We start from the raw sequence: 13,723 nt of genomic DNA, 5'->3' as shown, positions 1-13,723 counted from the left end.
AACCAATTATCCATCATTGCTCCCCCTCCGTTTTTTTGTCTTCTTCTCAGAGGATTTCACGTTTAAAGATAGGTTTTCTCGCAATAGCTCACTTAGACTGTTCTGGTCTAGTTCTCTATGTAACTCGCCATTTTTTGTACAAGAAATATTACCTGTTTCTTCTGATACGACAATTGTCAGGGCGTCTGTTACTTCACTAATTCCCATAGCAGCTCTGTGCCTTGTCCCCAACTCTTTAGAGATAAAAGGACTCTCCGATAATGGCAAATAACACGCAGCTGCTACAATCGTTTCCCCCTTTAAAATAACCGCTCCATCATGTAAAGGGGTGTTTGGTGTGAAGATATTCGTCAAAAGCTGATGTGTTAGTTTTCCATTAATTGGTATACCTGTTTCAGCATAGTCACCTATTCCCGTTTCCCGTTCAATAGAAATCAGCGCACCTATTCTACGCTTTGCCATATAGTTACAGGACTGAATAATCGCTTCGATATTCTGTTGTATAATTTCTTCTTCTGATCTTGCACTTCTTCCAAAGATGTTCCCTCTTCCAAGCTGTTCCAAAGCCCTTCGCAACTCAGGCTGGAATAGTATAATAATAACAATTAATCCCCAGCCAATAGCTTGACTGGTAATCCATTGTACCGTCTGTAAATTAAATGCTATACTTAAAAGCCATACCGCAAGCACTACTGCGATCCCCTTCAAAAGCTGGATGGCCTTTGTACCTCTAATCAGCATGATTAGCTTATATAACACATACCAGACGAGAGCAATATCTACGCCTACTCTTAGAAGCTCTAAAATATCCAATCCCCCACCAAGCATGTCTACACACCCTTTTTACACATAGATTCGTATCACCATATTTTAAATAGTCACGTTAGTTATTATAACATATTTTTTGAGGGAAGACTTCCAGAGCGTTAAACTTATCCAGAGAAAAATCACATTTAACTTTCTATATAAAGGTGATTTCTATTACAAAAACACATCATTTGGATGTAATCTGCATGTCGATTCCTAAACTTGGCTAATAAAATATATCCTCATTCTTTACTATGGATGAATGCAGAGTTACACGTGGAGGTTTATTATATTATTTCTTTAGAAAAAGGAACATGTAGGCCATGTTCCTTTAGAAATCGAATATATTTTTAATGAAAGATTTTATGTGAAACCACATCCATTCAAAAATCTGATCAATGTGCTCCAACTCTCCATTTACTTCACCAACAGATGCCATCAAGCCTTCTCCCTGAATAGGCTCCTCAATGAGCTTACCATTTACCAATGTCACATTTCCATCAATCGTTCCACGTACAACCAGGTTGCCATTTTTAACAATCAGGTCACCTTCCACCGTGACATCCTCCGGGACAATAACAGTGTCGCCTTTTATTACTAAGTTATCCTGCTTGGATACTACCAGCTCACTACCTTGGTTCCATGCAGAAAAGATTCCACTCATCATAAACACAAAAAATATTGCAGCTGCCGTTAACATAGGGTGTGCTCTGAACCAGCGTTTATACTTCACTGACTTCTTTTCGGCAGGTAGATTATTCATAACATTGGCAGTAAAATTTGCAGGAGCGCTCACATGCTCTGTGCTTCGTATTAAAGTTAATGTGCGCTTTAACTCATGAAAATGCTGCTGACACTTCTCGCACTCTTCCAAATGAAGGCGTAAAGCTGTCTCATTTTCCTTTGTTAAATCACCATCTAAATAATTATGCATAAGCTCAACAGCTTCTTTATCACAATTCAAGCGAATCCACTCCTTTACACGTGACGAAGTCTTTTTCGTAATGCTTCCCTTGCCCTGTGGATTCTTGTCTTCACAGTACCCAACGGGATGTCCAGGATTTCACTAATTTCCTGAAGTGAGAACTCCTCCAAATATCGTAATGTAATAACACTGCGATATTTCGGGGGAAGCTCAGAAATCTCATGATGTATATAGCGTTTCAGCTCCAGGCTTTCCACTTCTTCTCCTGGCAGCTTACCCTGATCTGGCAATTGGGAATACATATCCAACCCTTCTGTCCCTTTTATCTTACTATCAAGATAAAAATCGGGCTTACGCTTCCTTATCCGATCAATGGTCAAATTTGTAGCAATTCTGTACAACCATGTCGAAAATTTCCGCTGCTCATCAAAGGATTCGATATTGATATAAGCTCGGATAAACGCTTCCTGTGCTATATCTTCCGCCTCGTGTGCATTACCAAGCATTCGTAAACAATGCTGATAAATTTTGTGTTGAAAATAGTTGACCACATCTTCAAATGCAGATTGGTCTCCTTTTTTAACTTCTATTATTTTGTCTCTAATAAATTGATCCATACGGTTACCTCCGCCGGTGTGCGGTAATCATAATACGAGCATCTATGTGAAAAGGTTTCACTTTATTTTATATTTTTATTAAATTGGGTAAATCAATGTTTATCAGGGTTAACATCTGGGTATCTTCTTTACTATAGTATACTTGATTGGAGGACAGTTTTGTGAGTGATTTTAATTTAAAGAAAGAAATTGAAAAATGTCGCGAAGAGATGATAATGCTTAGTTACAACAATGCGCTTACATCAGAAGTTGTCGTCTCCACGAGTATGAAATTGGATAAGCTAATAAATGAGTACTTAAAGAAGGCATGTTAATGGCCTCATATACAACCAGAGATACATAGAGAAAAGACATTAGAGATTAAGTTCACCTAATGTCTTTTTAGTTTTCTTAATTTAACTTTTCTCCAAACAATGAGCCCATTAATGCAACTGCTACTGTAGCAGTTTTATTCTTTTCATCCAGAATTGGATTTACTTCTACAAACTCAGCTGATGTAATCATACCTGACTCTTCCAGCATTTCCATTGCCAAGTGGCTTTCTCTGTACGTAATTCCACCGAGCACTGGTGTGCCTACACCTGGAGCTTCAGATGGATCCAGTCCATCTAAATCTAAACTTAAGTGGACGCCATCTGTACGATCCTTTAAGTATTTTATGGCTTCCGACATAACATTTGGCATACCCAGACGATCAATCTCATGCATGGTAAAAACTTTTATTCCTTTTTCTTTAATAAGCTCCTTTTCACCCGGATCCAGAGATCTTGCTCCGATAATAACAATATTTTCGGGTTTAATTTTAGGAACGTAATCTGAAATATTTACCAATTTGTCATGTCCGATGCCCAAACTCACAGCTAGAGGCATCCCATGAATATTACCTGAGGGAGAAGTTTCACTAGAATTCAAATCGCCATGTGCATCATACCAAATAACCCCAAGATTCTTATAATGCTTTGCTATACCTGCAAGGCTACCGATAGCTATGCTATGATCTCCCCCCAAAATTAATGGAAAGTTGTATTTTTGTATTTCTTCATCGACCATATCTGCTAATTGTTGATTGGCCTCTATCACTTGATGTAAGTTCTTTAAATTAGTTCCATCTGTCGATTCATTGTTAACTGGTCGATTAATTGGGATATCTCCCAAGTCTTTTACGATATATTTTAGTGTAGTTAACTTTTCAATAGCACCTGCATATCTCATCGCGCTTGGTCCCATATCTACCCCACGACGACTTTGCCCCAAATCCATCGGTACGCCAATTACAGAAATATTTTTGTTCATATGTAAGCGCCTCCTTTTATACTATTGTATATAAAAGAATGAGGATGACTCAACCAAGCATTTTTTTGAATATTTATGCAGTATTAAAAAAGTGAATAATCACTTATAACAAATTCTTAGGCTTTGTTAATTTCTAGCAGCAGTAGATTATACTCATGTCAGTAGGAAATTTCCCGAACAAATATTAAAAAGCTTGTAGAATATGATTTTCTACAAGCATTTGATCTTAAGATGTTTAAGATACAATATGAGCCCCAGTAGGGAATGGTTGAATTGTAAGTGGCTTAATTCCTGCAGCTTCCCAAGCATGTACTATTTCTTCTGCCTGCTTTTTTGAGGGCATAAAGGCAATTCCACAATCTCCACCACCAGCGCCAGAAGGCTTACCAGCACCCCCCATATTTTCTGCAATATCACATAACGTACGTAATAATGGAGTTTCTATTTCTACACCAGCGTTTTCCCCTACAGTCGCCAATGCTTTTCTGTTTTGTTTAATCCCTTGCAGTAAAAGGGGAAGATCTCCCTCTGTCATACCTTGTAAGAAGTTACTTACAGCGGTCTCACTATCATCTAAAAATTGTTTAAATTGGCTTTGGTTAGCCGTTTTTAATTTAAGTATATCATCCACTAGTCTTGAAGTAGATGCAGGCTTTCCCGTCCAACCTATACACACATAGACATTTGAAGGAATTTTTACTGGTTTAATCGATAAATATGGCCAATCTTTTTCCAGCAGTTCTGTGATTGTAGGTGTATTTTCATATTGCTCCTGGAGCCATTCAGCCTGAAAAGAGGCGTATTGTAGAAAACCGCCATAGGAAGAGGCAGCTACATCTGCTCCTGAACCATTCCCTTGTGTCCGAACATGCGAAATAGCAGCCAGTTTAAATGTTAATAAGGCAGCCGCTTTCTCATCATTGTATTTATTTAAAATTGCTGATATGACACTTGTAACTACAGCAGCACTTGAGCCGAGCCCGTATTTAATCCCGGAGACATCATCAAGTTCACTTTTAATTGCAAGCCGGAATGGAGTTGGATGGATATTCTTTTCCTTTAAGTATGTTAACGCAGTTGCCATAGCGGCCCCAACAAAACGTGTGCGTTGATCGTCTGTAGAAAAAGTCAGCCGATTATCAGCATACGTCCATCCAATGTCATATAAACCAAAATCATTTAATGTTATTCTATTTGCATCATGGTCTTCAATCGTTGCATATACAAAACGATCAACAGCCATTACAACGAGTTCATGATGTGGTTGTAAAACAGCAAATTCCCCTGCAATCATTAATTTTCCAGGTACTTTTATTGTCATTGGTGCATTAGGCAACATATCCAACCCCTATATATAGGTTACTCCTTGACCAGATTTGCTTAAACGTACATCTGTGACACCAGGAATTTCACGGAGTACTTTCTCCACTGTCTTTTCATTTTCAGGTAAATACAATACTTTTACGTTCGGGCCTGCATCAATAGTGAAATAGGCAGGAACTCCTTGTTCTCTTAACTGCTTTACTGTTTGCATAACAGTCAATGTCGTATCATGCCAATACGTAAAAGGAGGGTTAGCCCCCAGCGTGGTAGCATGCATTCTCAAACAATTTGCTTCGGCTATGCTTCCAACCTTTTCCATGTTTCGTGCTTTAATGCCCTCTTTTATTTCTTCTAAATCCTTGGGTATACTATTCACCCATCCATCAAAAAATGGAGAGGACTCAACCGTCCGCTTCATCCCTTCTCGACTGGATACCTTTTTCATAGTAGAAGAAAGAATCACTGCAGCTACCCGCAAATCCCAATGTTCTACAGGTGCAATTGGCACAGCGTAGGAATCAGAACCGTCATTTTCCTTCCCCATTCTCCACTCGGCAAATCCACCATATATGGATCGACATGCAGATCCTGATCCTTGGCGGGTCAGTCGGGAAAGTTCTTGCTCACTTAGATGTATCCCCATTGCTTTTGTTCCAGCTGCGGCTAAAGCTGCGAAGCCCGAAGCTGAAGAAGCGAACCCTGCTGCAGTAGGAACATTATTGATAGAACGAACATCTGCATATATATTTTTACCTGCCAGCTTACGTATAAGGTCTAAAAACGTTGTTACACGTTTATATTGCTCCCCTACTACTGGTTGGCCATCAAGAATAAAGTGATCTTCCGTATAATCCTCATGAAGGGCTACAGTAGTTTCTGTATAAAAGCCATCCAATGTGAGGGAAAGACTATTATTTGTAGGCAGAATAATTTCTTCATTCCGCTTCCCCCAGTATTTGATTAAAGCAATATTTGTATGTGCTTTAGCTGTAGCCTTCATCTTTACTCCCCTTTAATAATTCCTATTGTTTTCCTGTTTTAATGTAAATGGCCACACAGCGTGTGCTCCGAGTTTTCTCAATTTTTCAGCAAGCTGTCTTGAATGTACTTCATTCTGGGCCAGGGCAATAATACAACCACCATTTCCGCCGCCTGTTAGCTTAGCTCCAAGGGCGCCTTCTTTTCTGGCAAATTGGATTAGTTTATTAAGGCCAGTATCACTAACACCCAGAGACTCCAACTCTTTTTGCGCTTCATTTAGTAGGTGTCCAAGAATGTGCTTCCCTCTTTTTTCCAAAGCATGTTTAGCCTGATGTGTTAGATCCCCAATACGATCTAACTTTTTCTGTATCCGTTTCGGTGCTGTTTTCAATAGCTCGGCTACAGATTCCACCGCTAATCTAGTATCACCAATTCTCCCAGAATCGGCTACTACAAAGTGAAAATCATCACTTAAATTTATAAAATCAATTAAATGTTGTTTCTCATACCAAACAGGTGACCCAGAGGTGATTGTTAACGTATCAATTCCACTTGGTGCACCATGGGCATACGTCTCCGCAATGTTAGCAAGATCTAGTAATTCCTGCTCTGTGTACTCTTCTCCAAAATAAGCGAAGAGAGATCTAACTAATGAAATAGCTACCGAAGCACTTGACCCAAGGCCTTTACCTGGTGGGATCGATGATTTAATTCGTATCATTAGATCACCATAAGGTTGCTCCAAATACTCCAATGTACCTCTAATACAATTAGCAATACCTTGTAAAGACTCCGGAGCTAAATCAAGTGGTCCATGGTAGAAGGTACTATCTATCTGAATTGAACCTGGTACATGCTCTACCACAGATTCAACACCAACTAATGGGAAAGGAATAGCAATGGCAGGTTGCCCGTGTACAACTGCATGCTCTCCTATCAAAATCAATTTACTATGAGCTACACCGATAGCTGTTTGTTCTGTTGTAGTTACTTTTTCTGCACTCATTTTGTATACATTTCCACCAATTCTTTAGCTTTTCCGACACGGATTTCTTTTTCTTCTACTAACTTTTCTGCAATGATATCAATCATCTCCCCAGAGGCCCCTGCTGCTATTGCAACAGAGCGAGAATGTAATGCCATATGACCTTTCTGAATACCATCTGTCACTAGAGCTTTTAATGCACCGAGGTTCTGCGCTAGTCCAACAGAAACGATAACTTGAGCTAGTTCTTGAGCTGATTCCACATCTAATATACTCAGTGAGGTCTTAGCAATCGGATGGACTCGGATAGATCCACCTACCGTTCCAACAGACATAGGTAATTCAAGCTCACCAACCAGATTGCCTTGTTCATCTACAGACCATGTGGTCATTGATCTATACTTTCCACTGCGAGAAGCATACGCATGCGCGCCCGCTTCTACTGCTCGCCAGTCATTACCTGTCGCAATAACTATCGGATCGATCCCGTTCATAATTCCCTTGTTATGGGTCACAGCTCTATAAGGATCTGAGTCAGCAAATTCAAAGGCATGAATCACACCATCACGAACCTCTTCTCCCGAAAACCCATCGGTCTGTAAAAGGTTTGGAGGTATTACACACTTTGCACGTGCCAGACATTTATCTGCATAATTTGACAAAATCCGCAGATAAACCTTTCCTTTAGTTATTCTTTCAATTGTTGGAGCCAATGACTCTACCATTGTATTTATTATATTCGCACCCATGGCATCACACGTATTCACATATACATGTACAACAAGCATTTTGCTATATGGGGAATCACCATCTTCATTCAGTACCCTTACTTCCAGATCCTCTGCGCCTCCGCCCCTTGCTACCATGCTTGGGTAGGCTGCATTGGCACTTTCAATTAACGCTTCCTTCTCTTTTAAGAGGCTTTCCTTTGCAATTTCAAAATCTGGACAACCAACTACTTGAATTTGCCCGATCATAACCCGATCGGTAGCTTCGGTGGTAAAACCACCAGCATTTCTCACAATTTTAGCAATATAACTTGCTGAAGCTACAACGGATGGTTCTTCTATAGCCATCGGTACTACATATTCTTTCCCATTTATTAAGAAATTCAATCCTAAACCTAATGGAAGAGGAAAAGTACCAATTGTATTTTCAATCATCTTGTCTGCTGTTTCAGCAGGTAGAGGCTCCTTAGAAAACAAGTTAGCTATTTCTTCCTCTGTAAAGGAATGCAACTTCTTTAATAAATCTCTACGTTCCTCAACCGTCATATTGTAAAAACCAGGAATCCTGGAAGTTTCCATACCTACTCATCCTTTTGTCCAGCATGCTATAAACACATACACATGGCGCATAAAATTTATTTAGCATCTAAATTATATTTAAAGTATAACACGAGATTGCTATCTATTCACAAAAAAATGACTGTATCTATTATGTAAAAATTTACTCTAAAATGCAAATAAACAAGGCTGTTCATTTTTTAAACGACCTTGTTTATCTTATTTGCTATATATGACGTATTTAACCTCATTTTTTAAGTGGTGAGCCATGAAGGATTCGAACCTTCGACCCTCTGATTAAAAGTCAGATGCTCTACCTACTGAGCTAATGGCTCATATTATTTTTATGTTTTCTTGCTTAAGACTGCGTTCATCTTGTGAACACCTGCTTCTTCCAGCTTTTTCAATGATGCCAGGTACATCGGGGTTACTCGCAGCTTATTCGGTAGAAGGATTGCTCGTTGCTCTACCTACTGAGTGTTTATACCTAGTTTTATGTATTACCCTGTTCTCAACAAAAATAATCCTAAAAATAAAAAAAGTGGCTGGGCTACTAGGATTCGAACCTAGGATACACGGGATCAAAACCCGATGCCTTACCGCTTGGCTATAGCCCAACAATATAAAAATGGTGGAGGGGGGCAGATTCGAACTGCCGAACCCTGAGGGAGCGGATTTACAGTCCGCCGCGTTTAGCCACTTCGCTACCCCTCCATATTGTTAACTATTATATAAGAATTATACATAAAAATAAATGGTGCCGGCCAGAGGACTTGAACCCCCAACCTACTGATTACAAGTCAGTTGCTCTACCAATTGAGCTAGGCCGGCAGATGATGGAGGATGCAGGGCTCGAACCTGCGACCCCCTGCTTGTAAGGCAGGTGCTCTCCCAGCTGAGCTAATCCTCCGTATATTGGTGACCCGTACGGGATTCGAACCCGTGTTACCGCCGTGAAAGGGCGGTGTCTTAACCGCTTGACCAACGGGCCAGTGCAATGTATATAATTTAAAATAGAAGTGGCTTTGAAGATTTCTACTATGCTCTTCTCAAACCAACGAATTTTATTATACCCAGATATTTTATATTTGTAAAGGGTAAAATGAATTTTTTTTATAAAAATGTCGAAACACCGTTTAAACCCTGTCATAATAACCTGTACACAAATATATTTTTCTCAAAGGTTTCTTTCATAAAGGCTGTTAGTTATAATATACAAAAGAAACATATTATGGAGGTACATTTATGGCAAATTTATTAGAAGGTAAAAAGATTGTGGTTATGGGAGTTGCAAGTGAACGTAGTATTGCGTGGGGAATCACAAAATCATTACATAACGCAGGAGCAAACTTAATTTTCACTTATAGACAGGAACGATCCTATCAAAAATTAACTAAGTTACTTGAAAAATATGACATTCAGGCAGAATTAGTTGTATCATGTGATGTTGCTAGTGATGAAAGTGTACAACAAGCGTTTAAAGAAATCAAAGAAAAAATAGGAGTCATTCATGGAGTTATTCATTCTGTAGCCTTTGCTAAACGTGAAGAACTAAAAGGTGAATATGCTGACACATCTCGTGACGGTTTCTTACTTGCACAGGAAATTAGTGCGTATTCTCTAGTATCAGTAACAAAAGCTGCTAAAGAATTGATGACTGAAGGCGGAAGTATTGTAACTCAAACATATTTAGGGGCGGAACGAGTAATCCAAAACTATAATGTAATGGGTGTTGCAAAAGCTTCTTTAGAGGCCAGCATGAGATATTTAGCAGAAGATATGGGTAAATACAATATACGTGTAAATGCCGTCTCAGCAGGTCCGATTCGTACGTTATCCGCAAAAGGTGTATCCGGATTTAATGAGAAGATGAGTATAATAGAAGAAAAAGCCCCTTTACGTAGAAATGTGGACCAAGACCAGGTTGGGGATGCTACCTTATTCTTCATGAGCGAATTATCCAGAGGAATAACTGGAGAAGTATTACATGTAGACTCTGGTTACCATATTATCGGAGGGTAGAGTATTTCATCTAAAAGACACTTATTCGCAATAAGTGTCTTTTTACTATTAACTAAACAAGGTGGTTTTCATGCGAAAAAAATTAGCATTAATTTATGAAATTTTTTTGATCATACTCATTCTCTTATCAGTAATTTTGATATGGCATGAAGAGGACAACTTAATATACTTGGATAAAATCATCTGGTTCGTATTATTTACAGATGTTCTCATTCGGTTTCTAATCAGCAAAAATAAATGGCACTATATAAAAGAAAACCCCTTTGATATTATTTCTGTGATTCCCTTAGATAGCATCTTTCAGACCGCTAGGGTGGTTAGGCTGTTTCGAGTGCTGCGAATTATATCATTAGGTAAAAAGTATATTACACCATTTAGAAATATACTAAAAACCAATAATTTTCATAAAGTCTTTGCTGTATCTGTGCTCTTAATAGGCTTATCTACTTTCTTGGTCAAGCATTTCGAACCATCAATTAATACATATGAAGATGGTCTTTGGTGGTCCATCGTTACCGCCACGACCGTAGGCTATGGGGATATATCACCTGATACAGGTATGGGACGTTTAATTGCAATTATATTAATGCTTATCGGTATAGGTTTAATAGGTATGTTGACTAGTTCGATTACAACGTATTTTGTCGGTAGCAAAAAACAACAAAACCCAACAATAGAATTTATTAAAAGCGAACTTGATCGATATGAGGAATTACATACTAGCGAGAAAAGACGCCTGGTTATTTTGCTAAAGGACTTAAATGAGGAGGAATGCAACAAGAAACCAGAGTAAACAAAAGTACCATTTAACACACGTATCCATTTACACCTTAAATATTTATAAAAAGAAATGGTAAATACAATTTTACTAAAACGAAGTGCTATAGAGGCGGTTAATTTGATGATGCAAGAAGTAAATTTAGTATTATAAGGCTAGACCACACAAAAACTTCTACCATTAGTAGAAGTTTTTTATTAAGAGTGTGTAACAGGATTTGAAGCTATGACTCTCTTTTTCGACCTTTGACCTGGCAAGGAATAAAGGGCCATTCCAACTATCGTGCTATTGTTAAATTCAATTACTGTTTGATCGATAGATTAGTTGAACTACGCCGGAGGAATAGGTTTTTGTATTAATCAAGTTTAGATTCATTCTTTGTTTTAAATCAATAAATAATGGTCTTCCTTCTCCCAATACCACAGGGTGGACAGATAATCTGTACTCATCCACTAGTCCCAAATCAATAAAAGTCGTGATAAGGCTCGCTCCACCATATAACCATATATCTTTACCACTATTACCCTTTAATTTATTTATTTCCTCGGGGATATTTTCATTTATACATATTGCTTTATTATCAAACCCCTTTTGCGTTCTGGAAAACACATATTTTTCCTTACTGTGTATCAACTCCCACATTTCCTTCTCGTCATCAGGAGCCTTGGTTGTTGGAATATATTGCCCCCACAATTCGTAACTTTTTCTTCCATATAAAATTGTATCGATTTGATTAAGAAATTTAGCAAACTCCATTTCAGGGTCCATTATGCACCAATCAATTTCTCCATTTTTCCCTTCAATAAAACCATCTAGAGTAACTGCTAAATCTAAGATAATTTTTCTTGTTCCTACTTCGTTGGACATTATATTCCCTCCTATGGGTTATTTAAGAACTGGCACGTTTGAATCGCAAAGATTATTCAAGAATTGCTCTTAACTTTGGGGGAGAATCTGGTTTTAATTTGAAATAAAAAAATTTCAATATGAATTATTTTTTACTTTTTTTGCCTCATTTAGAAAACAAGAAACCAACGAAACTAGCAACCCTACAAATGAAATGACCAATCCAATTACGTTTGGTAAACCCCTTGAAGTTAGTATTAGGCTATTCCAAATAATGATATTGAAATGCCTAAAAGTGATAAATGCATAATTATCCTCTCCTAATCTTCTTCCACGATTTGACCCGTTTCAGGCACAGTGTTTGTTACTCCTACTGCGCCCAATGATTGAAAGTCATTACTCAACTAAAGACAATGTATCCTTCCCAGCTTTTATTGGGTATGTCTTATGTATAAATATTTAAATACTGTTTGATTAAGTATAAGTGATGTTCATGAAAAAGATACTTTTCTAAATAACTGAAATCAACCCAACACATTGGCTCTTTTTCAACTGGCTCTGCTATCCTTTCCAATAGCTCACAAGCGTATAATATTCCGATATTATGTTGAGAATCACGAGGGTATTTTGCTGAAACCCAATGTCTTTCGGCTTTCCCTATGGTCTCAACTATTTGAATTTTATGCCCTGTTTCCTCAATACTCTCTCTTAATAATGCATTTTCAGGAGCTTCATCTGCTTCAACCCCTCCACCGACTAAAAATAAATTCCCGTCTAAGTCTTCCACACATAAAAATTGTTGTTGATGATTCTGAATGACAGCGTACGCTCCAGTTCTTTTCCAATAATTTAAATCATAGTTGCGTTCACCAAAAATTTTCATTGTCCACCTCCTAATTAAAAATTCAGGTAAAACTTATAACATTAAAATTCGTCCCCAAGCATCGCTTGATAACTTTTAGTGGAAAATCACTCCATTATTTGGCTCAATAAAGCAATAGAGGACGCTTTTCTTTATTCATTGAAAGCACTCTTTAATTGAATAATTACCAAACATTTATTCACATAATATTAATCGATTGAATTGCTCTATAGTTTCAAGGTAATATTTTGACTCCCTTTTCATCTGTTCCTTTATTTCAGGAATACTGTGCGACCACCCAGCAGCGGCGAAGTCTACATTACTGTTTCTTGCCATCTCTAACCCTGGCTTTAGATCATCCAACATTAGTGCTTCAGTTTCTAGAAGATTAAAGCGTCTTAAAATTTCCTTAATTGGATATGTATGTGGTTTCCTCTGATGTTCTGGAAGTTCCCACCCAAAGATTGCGTCCGGCACGAATCCACAATGAATAGAATAATCTCTTTCAATCCGGTTCCTCTCGGAATGAGAAACCACTGTCACAATTCCACCTTGGCGTTTAAACTCTTGAATGGTCTCTACAAACAACTCATAGAAGTCAGGTACAATTGATTCCGTATACCTTTTCCAAACTAGTTGCTGATGTTTTTGTTCTTCCTCTGTGAATTTCATAATGTCTTTACATAAAGAGGAAAAGCCTGGATTGAAACAGTATCTAACAAAATCTTCAAGCGTGATAGGTTGCTCATTTGGTCTTAGGTCTATAAGTGCCTCCACAAATGATGGATAGTGTATATCTGGAGTACTTTTTACCCCTGTATCATCATGGTCTAAAATTAAACATTTATATTTTAGAGTCATAGTAACCTCCCATAATTCATTATAAAAATTCATTCTTCCATTTAGTTGTGCTCAACAATATGGCCTGTTTGTTCTATTAGCATACTCCTTTCTTCTAATCAATTTTATCAGATATTATTTTAAATAATTACTTTTAA

General features: G+C 38.0%; 14 protein-coding genes and 6 tRNA genes. 3 read left to right on the top strand and 17 right to left on the bottom strand.

Annotated elements, in window-relative coordinates; all coding sequences use genetic code 11:
* Positions 1-6: 6 nt before the first annotated feature.
* From cdaA to sigW, 3 genes are all read right to left on the bottom strand, one after another.
* A complete protein-coding gene (gene cdaA / locus JCM12304_RS12065; protein WP_040954010.1) occupies positions 7-828 on the bottom strand; it encodes a diadenylate cyclase CdaA in 822 nt (273 codons plus the stop codon).
* A 310-nt stretch (positions 829-1,138) separates the two neighbouring features.
* Positions 1,139-1,771: an anti-sigma-W factor RsiW gene (gene rsiW, locus JCM12304_RS12060; protein ID WP_019376961.1), complete on the bottom strand. Its 633-nt coding sequence runs from the start codon at positions 1,769-1,771 to the stop codon at positions 1,139-1,141.
* 14 nt (positions 1,772-1,785) lie between these two features.
* On the bottom strand, positions 1,786-2,349 hold the full coding sequence (gene sigW, locus JCM12304_RS12055) for an RNA polymerase sigma factor SigW (RefSeq protein ID WP_019376962.1): 564 nt from the start codon (positions 2,347-2,349) through the stop codon (positions 1,786-1,788).
* Positions 2,350-2,510: 161 nt separating this feature from the next.
* Between sigW and JCM12304_RS19110 the strand changes: the two genes are divergently transcribed.
* Positions 2,511-2,663, top strand: coding sequence for an aspartyl-phosphate phosphatase Spo0E family protein (locus JCM12304_RS19110; protein WP_071648068.1), 153 nt, complete (start codon positions 2,511-2,513; stop codon positions 2,661-2,663).
* Between the two features lie 76 nt (positions 2,664-2,739).
* On the opposite strand, the gene rocF is transcribed toward JCM12304_RS19110, so the two are convergent.
* The 11 genes from rocF to JCM12304_RS12000 all read right to left on the bottom strand — a co-directional run bounded on the left by rocF (position 2,740) and on the right by JCM12304_RS12000 (position 9,208).
* The gene (gene rocF, locus JCM12304_RS12050; protein WP_060680622.1) at positions 2,740-3,642 is read right to left on the bottom strand and encodes an arginase; all 903 of its coding nucleotides are present in this window, start codon (positions 3,640-3,642) and stop codon (positions 2,740-2,742) included.
* A gap of 235 nt (positions 3,643-3,877) precedes the next feature.
* Entirely contained in the window at positions 3,878-4,963 is a 1,086-nt protein-coding gene (locus JCM12304_RS12045; protein ID WP_237669865.1) for a phosphomevalonate kinase, read from the bottom strand.
* Positions 4,964-4,990: 27 nt separating this feature from the next.
* A complete protein-coding gene (gene mvaD / locus JCM12304_RS12040; RefSeq protein ID WP_060680618.1) occupies positions 4,991-5,965 on the bottom strand; it encodes a diphosphomevalonate decarboxylase in 975 nt (324 codons plus the stop codon).
* 12 nt (positions 5,966-5,977) lie between these two features.
* Positions 5,978-6,952, bottom strand: a complete 975-nt coding sequence (mvk, locus tag JCM12304_RS12035) for a mevalonate kinase (RefSeq protein WP_019376967.1) — start codon at positions 6,950-6,952, stop codon at positions 5,978-5,980.
* Entirely contained in the window at positions 6,949-8,238 is a 1,290-nt protein-coding gene (locus JCM12304_RS12030) for a hydroxymethylglutaryl-CoA reductase, degradative (protein WP_060680617.1), read from the bottom strand. The genes mvk and JCM12304_RS12030 overlap by 4 nt, the downstream gene beginning before the upstream one ends.
* A 238-nt stretch (positions 8,239-8,476) precedes the next feature.
* Positions 8,477-8,552 (bottom strand) — tRNA-Lys (locus tag JCM12304_RS12025).
* A gap of 207 nt (positions 8,553-8,759) precedes the next feature.
* A tRNA-Gln gene (locus JCM12304_RS12020) sits at positions 8,760-8,834 on the bottom strand.
* A gap of 12 nt (positions 8,835-8,846) precedes the next feature.
* Positions 8,847-8,931 (bottom strand) — tRNA-Tyr (locus JCM12304_RS12015).
* A gap of 41 nt (positions 8,932-8,972) precedes the next feature.
* A tRNA-Thr gene (locus tag JCM12304_RS12010) sits at positions 8,973-9,048 on the bottom strand.
* 6 nt (positions 9,049-9,054) lie between these two features.
* Positions 9,055-9,127, bottom strand: a tRNA-Val gene (locus JCM12304_RS12005).
* A gap of 6 nt (positions 9,128-9,133) precedes the next feature.
* Positions 9,134-9,208: transfer RNA gene (locus tag JCM12304_RS12000), tRNA-Glu, on the bottom strand.
* Between the two features lie 254 nt (positions 9,209-9,462).
* On the opposite strand from JCM12304_RS12000, the gene fabI reads away from it, so the two are divergent.
* Together fabI and JCM12304_RS11990 are read left to right on the top strand one after the other, a co-directional pair.
* Positions 9,463-10,239, top strand: coding sequence for an enoyl-ACP reductase FabI (gene fabI, locus JCM12304_RS11995; protein WP_060680615.1), 777 nt, complete (start codon positions 9,463-9,465; stop codon positions 10,237-10,239).
* Positions 10,240-10,309: 70 nt separating this feature from the next.
* Entirely contained in the window at positions 10,310-11,032 is a 723-nt protein-coding gene (locus tag JCM12304_RS11990) for a potassium channel family protein (RefSeq protein WP_019376970.1), read from the top strand.
* A 282-nt stretch (positions 11,033-11,314) separates the two neighbouring features.
* Here JCM12304_RS11990 and JCM12304_RS11985 read toward each other — a convergent pair whose 3' ends face one another.
* From JCM12304_RS11985 to JCM12304_RS11975, 3 genes are all read right to left on the bottom strand, one after another.
* On the bottom strand, positions 11,315-11,884 hold the full coding sequence (locus JCM12304_RS11985; RefSeq protein ID WP_060680613.1) for a dihydrofolate reductase family protein: 570 nt from the start codon (positions 11,882-11,884) through the stop codon (positions 11,315-11,317).
* 424 nt (positions 11,885-12,308) lie between these two features.
* Positions 12,309-12,746 (bottom strand): NUDIX domain-containing protein, encoded by a 438-nt coding sequence (locus JCM12304_RS11980; protein ID WP_060680611.1) that lies wholly within the window; start codon positions 12,744-12,746, stop codon positions 12,309-12,311.
* A gap of 174 nt (positions 12,747-12,920) precedes the next feature.
* Complete coding sequence (locus JCM12304_RS11975; RefSeq protein ID WP_060680609.1) at positions 12,921-13,586, bottom strand: HAD family hydrolase; 666 nt, start codon at positions 13,584-13,586, stop codon at positions 12,921-12,923.
* Positions 13,587-13,723 lie beyond the last annotated feature (137 nt).

Origin of the sequence: Virgibacillus halodenitrificans JCM 12304 (assembly GCF_001310895.1) — a bacterium.
GTDB classification, from domain to species: Bacteria; Bacillota; Bacilli; order Bacillales; family Amphibacillaceae; genus Virgibacillus_Q; species Virgibacillus_Q halodenitrificans.
This window is presented reverse-complemented; position numbering and strand designations above follow the sequence as displayed.

Coding starts and splice junctions, on each gene's coding strand:
- mvk (WP_019376967.1), bottom strand. CDS start 6,952: ATGAGTGCAGAAAAAGTAACTACAACAGAACAAACAGCTATCGGTGTA.
- JCM12304_RS12030 (WP_060680617.1), bottom strand. CDS start 8,238: ATGGAAACTTCCAGGATTCCTGGTTTTTACAATATGACGGTTGAGGAA.
- JCM12304_RS11985 (WP_060680613.1), bottom strand. CDS start 11,884: ATGTCCAACGAAGTAGGAACAAGAAAAATTATCTTAGATTTAGCAGTT.
- fabI (WP_060680615.1), top strand. CDS start 9,463: ATGGCAAATTTATTAGAAGGTAAAAAGATTGTGGTTATGGGAGTTGCA.
- JCM12304_RS11980 (WP_060680611.1), bottom strand. CDS start 12,746: ATGAAAATTTTTGGTGAACGCAACTATGATTTAAATTATTGGAAAAGA.
- mvaD (WP_060680618.1), bottom strand. CDS start 5,965: ATGAAGGCTACAGCTAAAGCACATACAAATATTGCTTTAATCAAATAC.
- sigW (WP_019376962.1), bottom strand. CDS start 2,349: ATGGATCAATTTATTAGAGACAAAATAATAGAAGTTAAAAAAGGAGAC.
- JCM12304_RS11990 (WP_019376970.1), top strand. CDS start 10,310: ATGCGAAAAAAATTAGCATTAATTTATGAAATTTTTTTGATCATACTC.
- JCM12304_RS11975 (WP_060680609.1), bottom strand. CDS start 13,586: ATGACTCTAAAATATAAATGTTTAATTTTAGACCATGATGATACAGGG.
- cdaA (WP_040954010.1), bottom strand. CDS start 828: ATGCTTGGTGGGGGATTGGATATTTTAGAGCTTCTAAGAGTAGGCGTA.
- JCM12304_RS12045 (WP_237669865.1), bottom strand. CDS start 4,963: ATGACAATAAAAGTACCTGGAAAATTAATGATTGCAGGGGAATTTGCT.
- rocF (WP_060680622.1), bottom strand. CDS start 3,642: ATGAACAAAAATATTTCTGTAATTGGCGTACCGATGGATTTGGGGCAA.